Origin of the sequence: Flavobacterium sp. SOK18b (genome assembly GCF_014156605.1) — a bacterium.
Classification (GTDB): domain Bacteria; phylum Bacteroidota; class Bacteroidia; order Flavobacteriales; family Flavobacteriaceae; genus Flavobacterium; species Flavobacterium tiangeerense.
In genome coordinates, this window is record NZ_QKNZ01000045.1 from 33,167 (window position 1) to 47,912 (window position 14,746).

The following is a 14,746-nucleotide window of genomic DNA, read 5'->3' on the forward strand; positions in this document are numbered from 1 at the left end:
GTTTAACTAATTTAAATAATGAATGTATCCTACATTAAACCAAACCAGCCAATCATTAGCTTTGTTTTCTTTATAAATTTTTGGGTTGGGATTAAGCCCGTCAACCCAGTTGGAAAAAAAATATTGAAATCGTAAATCGACCATCAAATCACCAGAATCGGTTAATTTATATCGAGATCCAACGCTTGAGACAACAGACCAAACGGTACCTTGTTCTGATGAAAACCCGTATGGACGCCCTTCAGATGGTGTTAGGTATTTAGGGAATGTAGTTGCAGCATTTCCTAGCGGTCCTAGTGAAGATTCAGCTTTGGCGTTGTAGGCACTAAACTGGCCACCTAAACTGACAAAAGGAGCAAAACTGCCAGTTTCAGCTGTAAAATCTCGGATGTTCCAAGGGTAAAATTCAAGTTGCATTCCAAGGTTTGCCACCGCAGTACTTCCGGTCATGGCGCGTAATTGTTGTGCTCCAAGTGAATTTTTACTCGGGTCAACATATTCACCAAAATGCTTTAGATTTGTTTTGTTATAAGACAACTCAGTCCTTAGCTTGAAGTGCTGGTTGAAAAAAGTTCTTGAAGTATAATTAAAATCAGAGTCGTAAGTAAAGTTCAGGTAATGAACTAACCCAATACCGATACCTGTGTTACCAGCATTTGTTGAAAAATCATATCGCTCACCATAATCCGATTGAAATGCTATTGGACCCACAACAACACCTACTTCGTGCGAAAAACCGTCGAATTGAGCATTTGAATTGTTAGAAAATCCAAATATCAGTACTAAAAGTGGTATTATGTGTCTGGCCATTAGGAGCTAGTGTTTTCAAATCTTCACAAATATATAAAAACATCGAGTATTAAGAAGTAGAAAAACGAATTAAAAATAAGCAGACAAAATCTTATTTACTTACGAAAGTGTTAAACATTAGCTTCAAAACAACATATCTTGAACATAATTGTTTGTTAATGCATAATAAAAAGATAATTCTATTGATAAATTTTAAAAACTGAGTCCGAATATTTTTATAAGATGTATATTTGTATATTATAACGAAATCGTTTTCTTAATTAATTACTTATATACTATGTTACTAAAAATAAATGATTTTATGGCTCAAGTTGAGGCCAAGAATCCAAATGAACCTGAATTTATTCAAGCTGTTAGGGAATTTGCAGAAACTGTAATTCCATTTATTGCAGAGCAAAAAAAATACGATGGAAAAAATTTATTGCTTAGAATTACTGAGCCAGAGCGTTCTATTATTTTTAGAGTTCCTTGGGTTGATGATAAAGGAGGGATTCAAGTAAACAGAGGATTTAGAATTCAAATGAACTCTGCCATTGGTCCATACAAAGGAGGAATTCGTTTTCACCATACTGTAAATTTATCAGTACTTAAGTTTTTAGCATTCGAACAAGTTTTTAAAAACAGTTTGACTACATTACCTATGGGTGGTGGAAAAGGAGGATCTGACTTTGATCCACAAGGAAAATCAGACGGTGAAGTAATGCGTTTTTGCCAATCGTTTATGACAGAATTGTGCAGACACATAGGACCACAACTGGATGTACCAGCTGGTGATATAGGTGTAGGTGCTAGAGAAATAGGGTATTTATTTGGTCAATATAAAAGAATCAGAAATGAGTTTACTGGTGTTTTAACTGGTAAAGGATTAGCATACGGTGGATCTTTGATTAGACCAGAAGCTACTGGTTACGGTGTGGTATATTTTGCGGAGCAAATGTTAAACACTATCGGACAAAACATCAAAGGAAAAAGAGTATCTATTTCTGGATTTGGAAATGTAGCTTGGGGTGTTGCCTTAAAAGTAAATGATCTAGGTGGAAAAGTAGTTACTATTTCTGGTCCTGATGGATATATTTATGATGAAGAAGGAATTTCAGGAGATAAAATTGACTTTATGCTTGAAATGAGAGCAAGAGGTGATAACAGAGCTGAAGCGTATTTAGAAAAATATCCAAATGCTGAATTCCACAAAGGAAAAAGCGTATGGGAAGTGAAAGTGGATGTTGCAATCCCATGTGCTACTCAAAATGAGTTGAACGAAGAAGATGCAAAAAAATTAATTGCAAACGGAGTAATGTGTGTAACAGAAGCTGCAAACATGCCATGTACTCTTGAAGCAATAAAAGAATTCTTGAAAGCTAAAGTACTTTTTGCACCTGGAAAAGCTGCAAATGCTGGAGGAGTAGCTGCTTCAGGACTTGAAATGACACAAAACTCAATCCGTTTAAACTGGACTAGTGAAGAGGTTGATTCAAGACTTAAAGAAATCATGGTTGGAATTCACAATCAGTGTAAGCAGTATGGTACAGATGAAGAAGGATATGTAAACTACGTAAAAGGAGCAAACATAGCTGGATTTGTTAAAGTTGCCGATGCAATGCTAGCACAAGGAGTGGTATAATACACTGCTTAAATTATAATAAACCTTCTATCGTGTATGCGGTAGAAGGTTTTTTTATGTAACAAATAGCCTTAACTTTCGTTTGTTTATATTTGTAAATCAATAGTGATACAAAAGATGAAAAAGTTTTTTTCGCTTATTTTACTTTTTACAGGGATGTTTTTGGGTTTTGCCCAAAGTGACTTATCCTGGCAAGGGTATTTTTCGTATTCTGAAATCAAAGACCTTTCACAAGCCTCAAATGCTGTTTTTGCAGCTTCAGAAAACGCTTTATTCTCTAAAAGTTCACTTACAAATATTATAAAAACAACTACTACGGTTGATGGCCTCTCGGGAGAAACTATTTCAACGTTATATCATAGCACAGCGCTCAACAAGACTGTAGTGGGTTATGAAAACGGACTTATCATAGTGATTAATGAGCAGGACGGGAGTATATTGAGAATAGTAGATATTATCAATAAAAAACTGTCTCCTACTATAAAAAAAATCAACCATTTCTTAGAACACCAAGGAACACTTTACGTCTCTTGTGATTTTGGGATTGTACAGTTTAACTTATCGGCCATGCAATTTGGAGATACGTATTTCATTGGCGACGGCGGGACGGAAATGCAGGTACATCAAATGGCATTTTTTAATGGATATTTTTATGCTGCTACTTCCAGTGGGATAAGAAGAGCCTTAGCAACAAACCCTAATTTAATTGATTATAATCAGTGGGAAACGCTAGCATCAGCCTCTTGGATAGGAGTTACAACTCTTAATCAAGAATTGTATGCTGTCAATGCTACAGGAGCAATCCAAAAGTATAATTCAGTTACAAATACTTTTGTATTATTTTCACAATTGCCAAATCCAGCAATAGATATGAGAGTTGGAGCAGGTATTATGGTTGTAAGTACTCCAAGCACACTATATTTGTATAACAGTCAAATGATTTTGCTTCGGGAACTAAACGCCAATCAGATTCCTGAGGCCAACATCACTTTTACGTGCGCTACCGTAATTGGTGATACGGTTTATATTGGTACACTAGAAAACGGATTATTTACAACCGCTCTTAATGGATCATCCGTATTTGAAAACAGTACACCCTCGGGACCATTAAGAAATAATATTTTCGCTTTAGATCTCACGCCATCTGTGCTTTGGGCAGTGTACGGAGAATTTGCAGGGGATTATAATCCATTTCCGTTAGATAGCTATGGCATTAGCAAATATAATAAAGAAGGCTGGCTTAATATTCCTTATGAATCGGTATTAGGAGCGCAAACTATAGGTAAAGTGATTGTGAATCCAATAAACGAAAATCAAGTGTATGCGAGTTCTTTTTTTTCAGGGCTTCTCAAAATTGAGAATGATGTTCCAATCATTTTATTCAATCAAACCAACAGCGGATTAGAGTCGCTTACTTTTGGAGGACCTAATAATGTTGATATAAGAATCAATGCAACCGCATTTGATAAGTCGGGGAATTTATGGGTGACCAATAGTAGAATTAATAACGGGCTTAAAGTTTTGCGTACCAATGGGCAATGGCAAAGCTATGCCATGGATAAAATTCTAGATGTGCCCGAAGAGAATAATTATGGCGCCATTGTAATAGATAAAAACGGTACAAAATGGCTGGCTACAAGTGAAGACGGTGTGGTAGGATTCAATGAAAACGGAACCACTTTTAAAAAAATGACTGTGGGTGCCGATACTGGAAATTTACCCATTTCAAACGTAAGAACTGTAGCTATAGATACTAGAAACCAACTCTGGATAGGAACATCAAAAGGGTTGAGGGTTTTAAATAGCGTGAATAATTTCCTCTCAGATACGCCCTTAAAAGCAAATCCTGTTATTATCATTGATGACAATCTGCCTCAAGAATTGTTGTTTGAGCAATTTATCACATCCATTGTTGTAGATGGCGCTAATAATAAGTGGATAGGAACCGCTGATGCGGGACTTTTTCTTGTATCACCAAACGGTCAGGAAACCAAATACCATTTTACAACTAGCAATTCTCCGCTACCCAGCAATACTATTAATGACATTGATATTAATGGGATAACTGGCGAAGTATTTATTGCCACCAGTAAGGGCATGATATCATTCAAAGGAGTTGCTACCAAGGCAAATGAAGATTTGAGTAAGGCTTATGTATATCCTAATCCTGTTCGACCAGATTTTCAAGGAACTGTAAAAATTGCAGGATTATTAGACAAAGCAAATGTTAAGATTACCGATGTGGGCGGAAACTTAGTATATGAAACTACCTCCGAAGGTGGAACAATAGAATGGGACACAACCGCTTTTGGGAAATACAAGGTCGCATCTGGAGTGTACATGATTTTTATTTCGGCACAAGATGGTGTTGAAACTACCATTAAAAAAGTAATGATAATTAGATAATTTAGAGAGATGAATTTTTCAATCTTTATATTTTTCAATCTTTAAATTAAAATTGTGCAAGTCAAAACCAAAGCTATTGTTCTTTCATCACTAAAATTTCAGGAGAAAAGCTTGATCGTAAAATGTTTTACCCTATCGCACGGTTTAAAATCATATTTTGTTCGGGATGCTTTTTCGAGTCGGAAAGCAAGTCAAAAAAAAGCTTATTTTCAGCCTTTGACCATTCTTGAAATAGAAGCCGTTCATAAAAACAAAGGTACTTTAGAGAATTTTAAGGAGATAAAAATCAGCTCTGCTTTTCATTCCATCCATTCCGATATTTATAAGAGCACCATGGTGATGTTCATTTCAGAAATGCTGCACCATTCCATTCACGAAGAGGAAGAAAACGAACCCCTTTTTACATTTCTAGAAACGGCATTACATTGGTTAGACAACCACGATGAAATAGCTAATTTCCATTTAATACTACTATTAGAAACCACCAAATATCTCGGTTTTTATCCTGATACTTCGGATATGGACATGGCTTTTTTTGAAATGAACGAAGGTATTTTTACACCCTTTCACGCCATCAGTTCTCTTACGGAGCACGAAAGTAATTTGTTTAAAAAACTGATTGATTTAAAATTTGATAACAATCAAAAAATCTTTCATGTCATAGAACGCCAAATCCTTTTAAAAATACTGATTGATTACTACAGTTTCCATTTAGACGGCTTTAAAAAACCAAAATCACTTGATGTTTTAAAAGAGGTTTTCTCTTAAAATCTTGGGCGTGCCCCTGCGTAAAAACTCCGGGTCAGGCTGTACGCTATATCTTTTATTCCGTAAACTCCATAAAAGGATGCCGCTTCCATCCTTCACGCAAAACACATGATAAATGATACAAAAACAAAAACCTTGTAGCTCATTTTGTACTATTTGTTTGTATATTAGCGAAAATAAATAATGCCGTTTGCAAGTTAAAGCAACTTTTTTTGGGTGTAGATGCGTAATAGAGTTGTGTGTATTTATGAGTTGTCAGTAATACTATGATTAAAGTGCTAAAAATTAAACTATGAGTTTTGACAAACCTTTTCACAGAAACTATCGACCAGTAATTGATGGTCATAATTCAGGATATAGTGAGTGGGCATATATTGTTGACCGCAGTTATTCAACAAACCCAGAATACTATACAAGAGCTTTTTCAATAATTCAAGAAGATGTGACTAAACTATTTGAATACGTTGAACCTTCTGACGTAAATACTGCTACTTATTCGTTTCGAATTCATGAACTTCTAATTCGTATTTGCATTGAAGTTGAAGCTAATTTCAAAGCTATTCTAAGGGAAAATAGCTTTGATCCAAAAGATAAAGATGGAAAATCACGTTCTGAAAAGAATTGGAATATTAATGATTTTAAAATTGTAAATAAAACACACCATTTGGATGATTATTCCATACAATTACCTTTTTGGAAAGGTAAATTAAATGAAAGAAAACCATTTGAAGCGTGGAAAAATAATCTTCCATTATCTTGGTATCAAGCATATAATCAATCCAAGCATGATAGAGTCCATAATTTTGAGTTAGCTAATTTTGCTAATTTAATGGATGCATATTCGGGGTTATGCGTTATTCTTTCTTCGCAATTTAGGACTGAAGATTTTAAACCAGGCAGTAAAAGTATAGGAGCAAATACAGATTGCTATTTTGGTGGAGGTTTTGGATTTGGAAATTTAATAGTTGACTGGCCTGACGATTGGAAAGAAGAAGAATTGTATGAGTTTGATTGGTCGAAATTGAAAACAGAAACCGAAAAGTTTGCAAAAATTGATTATAATAATTTATTATAAGTACTGCTTACAAAACTTACTACAATCAATTTGGACAATGGGCATAATATAGACCCAAACCGCGTGAAGCGCAGCAACTTTGGCGTTCAGACTAAAAAAAAGACACAAATTAACTTTATGAATATTGAGCTATTAAAATACCCTACAGGTAAGTTTATCAAACCAACATTAATAACGAATGACATTTTAAAAAAATGGATTTCTGATATTTCCACCTTTCCAGAGAGACTATCAAGTGAAGTCATAAATTTAACTGACGAGCAACTTGACACTCCCTACAGACCTGATGGCTGGACAATTAGGCAAGTAATTCATCACTGTGCTGACAGTCATATGAACAGTTTAATTCGTTTAAAACTTGCATTGACAGAGGATAAACCAACAATAAAACCATATTATGAAGATCGTTGGGCAGAACTGTTTGATAGCAAAAAGATGCAAATAGAACCGTCATTAAAAATGATTGAAGGTATTCACGAAAGATGGACCGTTTTATTAAACAATTTAGCAGAAAGCGACTATTCAAAAATATTTATTCATCCCGAACACGGAAAAGAGTTCAGGATAGACGAGAATATTGGGGTTTATGCGTGGCATTGCAACCATCATCTTGCTCATATAACTGAAACAAAGACACGAAACAACTGGTAACTGTTATAAAAAGGATTGGATAGAAAAAAAACCAAACCGCTAAAAACTTTCAGGAAATAGAAGAAATAATCTAAGAAGAAATATGATCCTAAAGATAACATTTTGGAATCAATTGAAGTTATTGTCTTCATTACTAGTAGTAACTTTTTTATATATTGGTTTATTAATATATGCCGAAATACCACTCGAAAAAAGAGAGATATTAATATTCTCATTACCATATTTAATTTTATTTTTTATTCCCATAGCTATTATCCATTTGAACCATTATATCAAGAGCAAAGGAATTATTTATAAAATTGATGAAACCGGAATAACAAAGATTGTTAAAAATGAAGAGGAGTTTATACCAACAACTAACATAAAAGAAATAACATTTTTTATGACTCCTAACAGGTTCGTAGATAGTGCAACTAGAAGCTTTCCATTTGAAGATTATTACTATGCCGAAATCATAACGACAGAGAAAAAAGTTATTTTTATAAGTTCTTTTTTCTCTACAAAAATTGATAAAGTATTAGAAGTAAATTTTAAAGAGCTAAACATAAAAAAGTTAAAGACAATTTATCCATTAATAAAGGCTTAAAGGCATCGATCCGCTAGCGCGGATTTGTAATCCGTGCCCGCAAAAATTAGCTACTTTGTACAATCGAGTGCAGTTGAGATTACTTTGCCCATTAGCAATGATTTGCAGCCAGCTGCAGTGCCAGGAAAATTACTGTCATTGCCTCTTTACGAAGAAAAATAAAACTTAATAGAAAATTAATAGTACCAAAATTGACAAATTCCAGTAACATATTTTCTGAAATACAACTTTTAAATAATTCCATATTTAAAGTTTGCGGAATCCAACTTGAAAACCTAGAAATTGAAAAAGAAAGTCAAGAGTATTTCGCTCATAATTTTGAACTTAATAAACAAAAAGTGAAATTCAGAATGGCGAAAATTACACCAACCAAAACGGGGCAATTTGTATCAATTTGGAAACGAAATGAAAAGGGTATAACAGAACCGCATAATGTTGACGATTATTTCGAATTTTACTTCATTGCTACGCGACAAGCAGAAAGGTTTGGAGTTTTTATTTTCAACAAAACAGTTTTGAGCGAAAATAGAATTTTGACAAGCCCCAAAGGGAAAGGAAAACTTGGAATTAGAGTTTATCCAAATTGGAGCGTAACAGAAAATAAACAAGCGCAAAAAACTCAAAAGTGGCAAACAAAATATTTCGTAGAAATTGGAAACAGTAACGAAATTGACTTAAACAAGCTAAAAAAGTTACTAAAATTAGAATTAGAAGGAGATGAATAAAAGCGTTTCTATCTCTTTTGCAAAATGCGAATAGATTTGACTTTTATTATAGTTTGTTGTTCTTTATGTAAATCTAGACATAACCGCTAAATTTTATGGTACTACAAACGAAACAGTAAGGCGACATAAAATAAATGATAAAAATGAAGGTGTTAAACTATATAAAAACAAAAAAATGAAGTATCTGAAACTAATTTTAATTTTGATCTCTATAACTATTTTTTCGTTACAATTATTTACGGATTACAATATTAGCAAGTGGATTAAAGCAGTAGGATACATAATTCTTGTCATGCTGTTATTTTTAGAATATCGTAACTTGATAAATAACACAAGAAAATAACACTTTTCTAGAAATTTTCTTCGTTGTCATATTGTTGAATTGTAACAATTTAAAAAAGGGCTGTAGTGAAGAATAGACTAAAAATAGAGCGAGCCATTCTGAATATTACGCAAGAAGAATTAGCAGAAAGAATAGGCGTTTCTAGGCAAACTATCAATTCTATCGAGACCAATCGGTTTGTGCCTTCAACCGTTTTAGCGCTGAAATTATCAAAATTGTTTGGCAAACCAGTCAATGATTTTTTTGAATTAGAAGGAGATGAATAAAAGTGTTTTTATCTCTTTGACAAAATGCTAGTAAATCGATTTTGGCTTAAAGCGTAACTTTCGACCTACGACTTTCAACTTTCAACTTTAATTTACTACTTTCGCATTTCGATTAAAGAAAAGGATAAAATGAGCACAAAATTTACTGAATACAAAGGACTTGACTTGCCAACAGTGGCGTCAGAAGTACTTGCTTTTTGGAAGAAAGAAACTATATTTGAAAAGAGTGTAACCACTCGCGAAGGCAATCAACCGTTCGTATTTTTTGAAGGTCCGCCTTCAGCAAATGGATTACCAGGAATTCACCACGTGATGGCGCGTGCTATTAAAGATATTTTTTGCCGTTATAAAACTCAAAAAGGGTTCCAAGTAAAGCGTAAAGCCGGTTGGGATACGCACGGTTTACCTGTAGAATTAGGTACCGAGAAAGAACTAGGAATTACCAAAGAAGATATTGGAAAAACCATTTCTATCGAAGAATACAACGAAGCGTGTAAAAGAACTGTTATGCGCTATACGGATGTATGGAATGATTTGACCGAAAAAATGGGGTACTGGGTAGATATGGAAGATCCGTATGTGACCTACAAACCAAAATACATGGAAACCGTTTGGTGGATTTTAAAACAAATCTACAACAAGGATTTGATGTACAAAGGCTATACTATTCAGCCGTATTCTCCAAAAGCAGGAACAGGATTGTCCTCACACGAGGTCAATCAGCCAGGAAGTTACCGTGATGTAACGGATACTACAGTTGTGGCACAATTTAAAGTTCTTGAAGAAAGCCTGTCAGACTTGCAACGCATTTTTGAAATAGGGCATCTTTTTGAAGATACTTTTTTCCTAGCTTGGACCACTACACCGTGGACTTTACCAAGTAACACCGCGCTTACCGTTGGTCCTAAAATTGACTATGTTGTAGTAAGCACCTACAATCAATATACGTTTAAACCTGTCAATGTAATTTTAGCAAAGGCATTGGTAAACAAACAATTTGCTGGAAAATATACAGAAGTACAAGAGGAAAGCGAATTACTGAATTACAAAGAAGACGATAAAAAAATCCCATTCTTTATAACTGCAACGTGTAAAGGAGCTGATTTAGTCAACATTCAATACGAACAATTAATGCCATTGGTATTGCCGTATCAAAATGCTGAAAACGCTTTTAGAGTGATTTTAGGAGATTTTGTTACTACCGAAGATGGTACTGGAATTGTTCATACTTCGCCAACTTTTGGTGCTGATGATGCTAAAGTAGCCAAAGAAGCTACACCAGAAGTGCCACCATTATTAGTGCTTGATGAAAACGGAATTCCGGTTCCATTAGTAGACTTGCAAGGACGTTTTGTACAAGGACTTGGTGGTTACTCAGGCAAGTATGTAAAAAACGAATATTACAACGAAGGTGAAGCTCCAGAGCGTTCCGTTGATGTAGAAATTGCGATTCAATTAAAAGAAGAAAACAAAGCGTTCAAAGTAGAGAAATACGTGCACAGTTACCCACATTGCTGGAGAACCGACAAGCCTATTTTGTACTATCCTTTGGATTCTTGGTTTATCAAAATATCAGAGGTTAAAGACAGAATGTTTGACCTAAACGAAACCATCAACTGGAAGCCAAAAGCAACTGGAGAAGGTCGTTTTGGGAACTGGTTGAAAAACGCTAACGACTGGAATTTATCCCGTTCTAGATATTGGGGAATCCCATTACCAATTTGGAGAACTGAGGATAAACTAGAGGAAGTTTTAATCGGTTCTGTTGAAGAATTGTACAACGAAATAGAAAAATCAATCGCTGCTGGTTTTCAAAAAGAAAATCCTTTTAAAGGTTTTGAAATTGGAAACATGAGCGAGGAAAACTATGATTTGATTGATTTACATAAAAATGTAGTCGATGAAATTACGTTGGTTTCGGCATCGGGTAAACCAATGACACGCGAAACCGACTTAATTGATGTTTGGTTCGATTCAGGTTCTATGCCGTATGCACAATGGCATTATCCTTTTGAAAACAAAGAAAAAATAGATCAAAACCAAGATTTCCCAGCTGATTTTATTGCTGAAGGTGTGGATCAAACCCGTGGATGGTTTTATACTTTGCACGCTATTGGTACTTTAGTTTTTGATAAAGTGGCCTATAAAAATGTAGTTTCAAACGGATTGGTTTTAGACAAAAACGGACAAAAAATGTCCAAACGTTTGGGCAATGCTGCAGACCCTTTTGAAACTTTAAAAGAGTACGGACCAGATGCTACGCGCTGGTACATGATCTCAAATGCTAATCCTTGGGATAACTTGAAGTTTGACTTGGAAGGAATTGCTGAGGTGCGAAGAAAATTCTTTGGTACTTTATACAATACCTATTCATTCTTTAGTTTATATGCTAATATTGATGGTTTTACATACGCTGAAGCGGAAATTCCAGTACAAGAAAGACCTGAAATTGATCAATGGATTATATCGGAACTGAATACTTTAATTAAGGAAGTGGATGGCTTTTATGCAGATTATGAGCCTACTAAAGCAGCAAGAGCCATATCTGAATTTGTTCAGGAAAACTTGAGTAACTGGTACGTTCGTTTGTGCAGAAGACGTTTCTGGAAAGGCGAGTACGCGCAAGATAAAATTGCTGCTTACCAAACATTATACACTTGTTTGTTAACGGTAAGTAAATTAGGTGCGGCTATTGCTCCATTTTTCATGGATAAACTTTACAGAGATTTAACGCAGGCAACACAATCTGAAACGTTCGAGAGTGTACATTTGGCGGAGTTTCCAAAATACGTTGAAAACTTTGTTAATAAGTCGTTAGAGAGTAAAATGCAGAAGGCACAAACCATTTCATCCTTAGTTTTATCACTACGTAAAAAGGAAATGATTAAGGTGCGTCAACCTTTGCAAAAGGTAATGATTCCAGTACTTGACGATAATCAAAGAGCTGAAATTGAGGCCGTATCTGACCTAATAAAAGCAGAGGTAAACGTGAAAGAAATTGTACTTCTTGATGATGCCTCAGGAGTTTTGGTGAAGCAAATTAAACCAAATTTTAAGGCACTTGGACCTCGTTTTGGTAAAGATATGGGATTGATTTCCAAAGAGATACAGGGTTTTTCTAAAGAGCAAATTGCCCAGTTAGATAAAGAAGGAAGCTTGGATATTGTAATTGCAGGAAATTCCGTAACTTTAACCTTAGAAGATGTGGAGATTACTTCACAAGATATTGAGGGCTGGTTAGTAGCAAATTCAAATGGAATTACTGTTGCACTTGACATTACAATATCAGACGAATTAAGACAAGAGGGGATTGCAAGAGAATTAGTAAACAGAATTCAAAACATCCGTAAAGATTCAGGATTTGAAGTAACGGATACGATTAAAGTGCAATTAAAGCGAAATGGAATTTTAGAAGAGGCTATCTTGAAAAATGAAGCATACATAAAATCAGAAACATTAACACACGATTTAGTTTTTGTAGATGATTTAAAAGAAGGTACAGAAATAGAATTTGACGAGATAAAAACAATGATATTAATTTCAAAATAAAATACGATGGTAGATGAAGCTACACGATACTCTGACGCTGATTTAGCAGAGTTCAAAGAGTTAATACTCAATAAAATTCAAAAAGCACAAGCTGATTTAGATTTGATCAAAAGTGCTTACATGAATGATTTAAATAACGGAACAGATGATACTTCGCCTACATTCAAAGCTTTTGAAGAAGGAAGCGAAACCATGTCTAAAGAAGCAAATTCACAATTGGCAATTCGTCAAGAGAAATTTATTCGAGATTTAAAAAACGCACTTTTCCGTGTTGAAAATAAGACTTACGGAGTTTGTAAAGTAACTGGTAAATTAATCGGGAAAGAAAGATTAAAAATCGTTCCTCATGCAACAATGAGTATTGAAGCAAAGAACTTGCAACGATAAACCTCTTGTTAAACAAGATTTAACGCTCCATTGGGAGCGTTTTTTTTGATTAAATTGTTATTTTTGCGCCATTAAAATTTATAAAATGACATTACGAAAAGCGTATCTCCTTATTTTTATCTTATTGATTGTTGATCAAGTTTCTAAAATTTACATTAAAACTAATTTTGTTTTAGGGGAAGAAGTGGAAGTGTTCAATTGGTTCAAAATTCTATTCATTGAAAATGAAGGGATGGCTTGGGGAGTTCAAATTCCAGGAGCGTATGGAAAATTGTTTTTAACTCTTTTTAGAATTGGTGCTGTTGGTGGTATAGGCTATTGGTTGTGGGATTCTGTAAAAAAGAAGAGTTCAGATTATCTGATTGTTGCCATTTCTTTAATTCTTGTTGGTGCTTTTGGAAACATTATCGACTCTGTTTTTTATGGCGTAATTTTCAATGACAGTCAACAACAATTGGCTACTATGTTTTCGGATCAACCTTATGGAACTTGGTTTCACGGAAAAGTAGTAGACATGCTTTATTTCCCTTTTTGGCATGGAAATTTGCCTGATTGGTTGCCAATTTGGGGCGGAAAAGAATTTACTTTTTTCAACGCTATATTCAATGTTGCTGATATGGCAATTTCAACAGGAGTTGGAATCTTGATTTTTTTCAATAAAAAAGCATTTCATAACAGTTAGATTTAATGTTATTCACACTATAAAAAAAGACCTGTTCAATTTTGAACAGGTCTTTTTTATTAATTTTTATTTTGTCCGGGTGCGTAACGTTTAGCACTTTTTCCGCCATATATTTTTTTAGCTTGTCCTGGTGGAAGGGTTTTCGCTTTATATGTTGATCTGCTGGTTCCAGTATGGATGCTACAGTTTGAAAATGAAACTGCAAATAGAATAACCATTACGCTTACGGCAAATCTTGAATTTTTAAATGTTCTCATAACTTATTTATGATTTTTATCTATTGGCAAAGTAACGATTTAAAAATTAAAACGAGTGCACCTCATTTGGGGTGACACAATAATCCAGTTGTATGTCGCCTTCAAAAACACCTTCTATACTTTCTTCAGGTTCAAAAAAAGACAGTCCAATCTTGATTACATCTGGTTTGCATTCAGAGAGAAATTTATCATAAAATCCTTTTCCGTAGCCTACGCGATGCCCGCTTTTATCAAAAGCTAATAGCGGTACAAAAACAACATCAATTTTAGTTGAGGGAACTTCAATTCCATCTACAGGTTCTGGAATGTTGTATTTGTTTTTCTTAATTTTTGTATTGTCAGTAAGCAAAAAATGAGTCATTTTGCGGGTTTCGAAATCAGCTTTGGACACAATAATTTCCTTATCTTTTCCAGATAATATATGAAGAATGAATTCGGTATTGATTTCTTTTTGTTCAGTTATGGGTAAAAAAATATGGAAGTAGTTTTTCTCCCAAATAGGAAGTTTGATTATTTTATTGGCAACAGCCAAACTCATTTCCTCTATTTCATTTTCAGATAAAGAATTTCGTAAGGCTTTGTATTTTTGTCGTAACTCTGTTTTATTCATTTTAATAATT

Annotated in this window: 14 protein-coding genes; 11 read left to right on the forward strand and 3 right to left on the reverse strand. The window is 34.4% G+C overall.

Features of this window, described 5'->3' with window-relative positions; all coding sequences use genetic code 11:
* Positions 1 to 6: 6 nt before the first annotated feature.
* Positions 7 to 810 carry a glutamate dehydrogenase gene (locus DNC80_RS08610; protein ID WP_182650849.1) on the reverse strand — a complete coding sequence of 268 codons (804 nt, stop codon included), beginning with the start codon at positions 808 to 810 and terminating at the stop codon, positions 7 to 9.
* A 277-nt stretch (positions 811 to 1,087) separates the two neighbouring features.
* Between DNC80_RS08610 and gdhA the strand changes: the two genes are divergently transcribed.
* The 11 genes from gdhA (at position 1,088) to DNC80_RS08665 (ending at position 13,869) form a co-directional block, all read left to right on the forward strand.
* Positions 1,088 to 2,431 (forward strand): NADP-specific glutamate dehydrogenase, encoded by a 1,344-nt coding sequence (gene gdhA, locus DNC80_RS08615; protein ID WP_182650851.1) that lies wholly within the window; start codon positions 1,088 to 1,090, stop codon positions 2,429 to 2,431.
* A gap of 117 nt (positions 2,432 to 2,548) precedes the next feature.
* Complete coding sequence (locus tag DNC80_RS08620; RefSeq protein ID WP_182650852.1) at positions 2,549 to 4,837, forward strand: T9SS type A sorting domain-containing protein; 2,289 nt, start codon at positions 2,549 to 2,551, stop codon at positions 4,835 to 4,837.
* Between the two features lie 54 nt (positions 4,838 to 4,891).
* Positions 4,892 to 5,605, forward strand: a complete 714-nt coding sequence (gene recO, locus DNC80_RS08625; RefSeq protein ID WP_182650854.1) for a DNA repair protein RecO — start codon at positions 4,892 to 4,894, stop codon at positions 5,603 to 5,605.
* A 292-nt stretch (positions 5,606 to 5,897) separates the two neighbouring features.
* Positions 5,898 to 6,680 (forward strand): hypothetical protein, encoded by a 783-nt coding sequence (locus tag DNC80_RS08630; protein WP_182650856.1) that lies wholly within the window; start codon positions 5,898 to 5,900, stop codon positions 6,678 to 6,680.
* 63 nt (positions 6,681 to 6,743) lie between these two features.
* Positions 6,744 to 7,331 (forward strand): YfiT family bacillithiol transferase, encoded by a 588-nt coding sequence (locus DNC80_RS08635; RefSeq protein ID WP_370628728.1) that lies wholly within the window; start codon positions 6,744 to 6,746, stop codon positions 7,329 to 7,331.
* 82 nt (positions 7,332 to 7,413) lie between these two features.
* On the forward strand, positions 7,414 to 7,917 hold the full coding sequence (locus tag DNC80_RS08640; protein WP_182650858.1) for a hypothetical protein: 504 nt from the start codon (positions 7,414 to 7,416) through the stop codon (positions 7,915 to 7,917).
* Between the two features lie 191 nt (positions 7,918 to 8,108).
* Positions 8,109 to 8,642 carry a MepB family protein gene (locus DNC80_RS08645; protein WP_182650860.1) on the forward strand — a complete coding sequence of 178 codons (534 nt, stop codon included), beginning with the start codon at positions 8,109 to 8,111 and terminating at the stop codon, positions 8,640 to 8,642.
* Between the two features lie 408 nt (positions 8,643 to 9,050).
* Positions 9,051 to 9,251 carry a helix-turn-helix transcriptional regulator gene (locus DNC80_RS08650; RefSeq protein WP_086453960.1) on the forward strand — a complete coding sequence of 67 codons (201 nt, stop codon included), beginning with the start codon at positions 9,051 to 9,053 and terminating at the stop codon, positions 9,249 to 9,251.
* Positions 9,252 to 9,380: 129 nt separating this feature from the next.
* On the forward strand, positions 9,381 to 12,800 hold the full coding sequence (gene ileS / locus DNC80_RS08655; protein WP_182650862.1) for an isoleucine--tRNA ligase: 3,420 nt from the start codon (positions 9,381 to 9,383) through the stop codon (positions 12,798 to 12,800).
* Positions 12,801 to 12,806: 6 nt separating this feature from the next.
* A complete protein-coding gene (locus DNC80_RS08660; protein ID WP_086453962.1) occupies positions 12,807 to 13,187 on the forward strand; it encodes a TraR/DksA C4-type zinc finger protein in 381 nt (126 codons plus the stop codon).
* Between the two features lie 85 nt (positions 13,188 to 13,272).
* A complete protein-coding gene (locus DNC80_RS08665; protein ID WP_144890313.1) occupies positions 13,273 to 13,869 on the forward strand; it encodes a lipoprotein signal peptidase in 597 nt (198 codons plus the stop codon).
* A gap of 59 nt (positions 13,870 to 13,928) precedes the next feature.
* Here the strand turns inward: DNC80_RS08665 and DNC80_RS08670 are convergent, their stop codons facing one another.
* Positions 13,929 to 14,126, reverse strand: coding sequence for a hypothetical protein (locus DNC80_RS08670; protein WP_144890316.1), 198 nt, complete (start codon positions 14,124 to 14,126; stop codon positions 13,929 to 13,931).
* A gap of 46 nt (positions 14,127 to 14,172) precedes the next feature.
* Positions 14,173 to 14,736, reverse strand: a complete 564-nt coding sequence (locus DNC80_RS08675) for a 5-formyltetrahydrofolate cyclo-ligase (RefSeq protein WP_182650864.1) — start codon at positions 14,734 to 14,736, stop codon at positions 14,173 to 14,175.
* Positions 14,737 to 14,746: the final 10 nt, after the last annotated feature.

Coding starts and splice junctions, on each gene's coding strand:
- DNC80_RS08620 (WP_182650852.1), top strand. CDS start 2,549: ATGAAAAAGTTTTTTTCGCTTATTTTACTTTTTACAGGGATGTTTTTG.
- DNC80_RS08610 (WP_182650849.1), bottom strand. CDS start 810: ATGGCCAGACACATAATACCACTTTTAGTACTGATATTTGGATTTTCT.
- DNC80_RS08640 (WP_182650858.1), top strand. CDS start 7,414: ATGATCCTAAAGATAACATTTTGGAATCAATTGAAGTTATTGTCTTCA.
- DNC80_RS08670 (WP_144890316.1), bottom strand. CDS start 14,126: ATGAGAACATTTAAAAATTCAAGATTTGCCGTAAGCGTAATGGTTATT.
- gdhA (WP_182650851.1), top strand. CDS start 1,088: ATGTTACTAAAAATAAATGATTTTATGGCTCAAGTTGAGGCCAAGAAT.
- DNC80_RS08675 (WP_182650864.1), bottom strand. CDS start 14,736: ATGAATAAAACAGAGTTACGACAAAAATACAAAGCCTTACGAAATTCT.
- ileS (WP_182650862.1), top strand. CDS start 9,381: ATGAGCACAAAATTTACTGAATACAAAGGACTTGACTTGCCAACAGTG.
- DNC80_RS08665 (WP_144890313.1), top strand. CDS start 13,273: ATGACATTACGAAAAGCGTATCTCCTTATTTTTATCTTATTGATTGTT.
- DNC80_RS08660 (WP_086453962.1), top strand. CDS start 12,807: ATGGTAGATGAAGCTACACGATACTCTGACGCTGATTTAGCAGAGTTC.
- DNC80_RS08630 (WP_182650856.1), top strand. CDS start 5,898: ATGAGTTTTGACAAACCTTTTCACAGAAACTATCGACCAGTAATTGAT.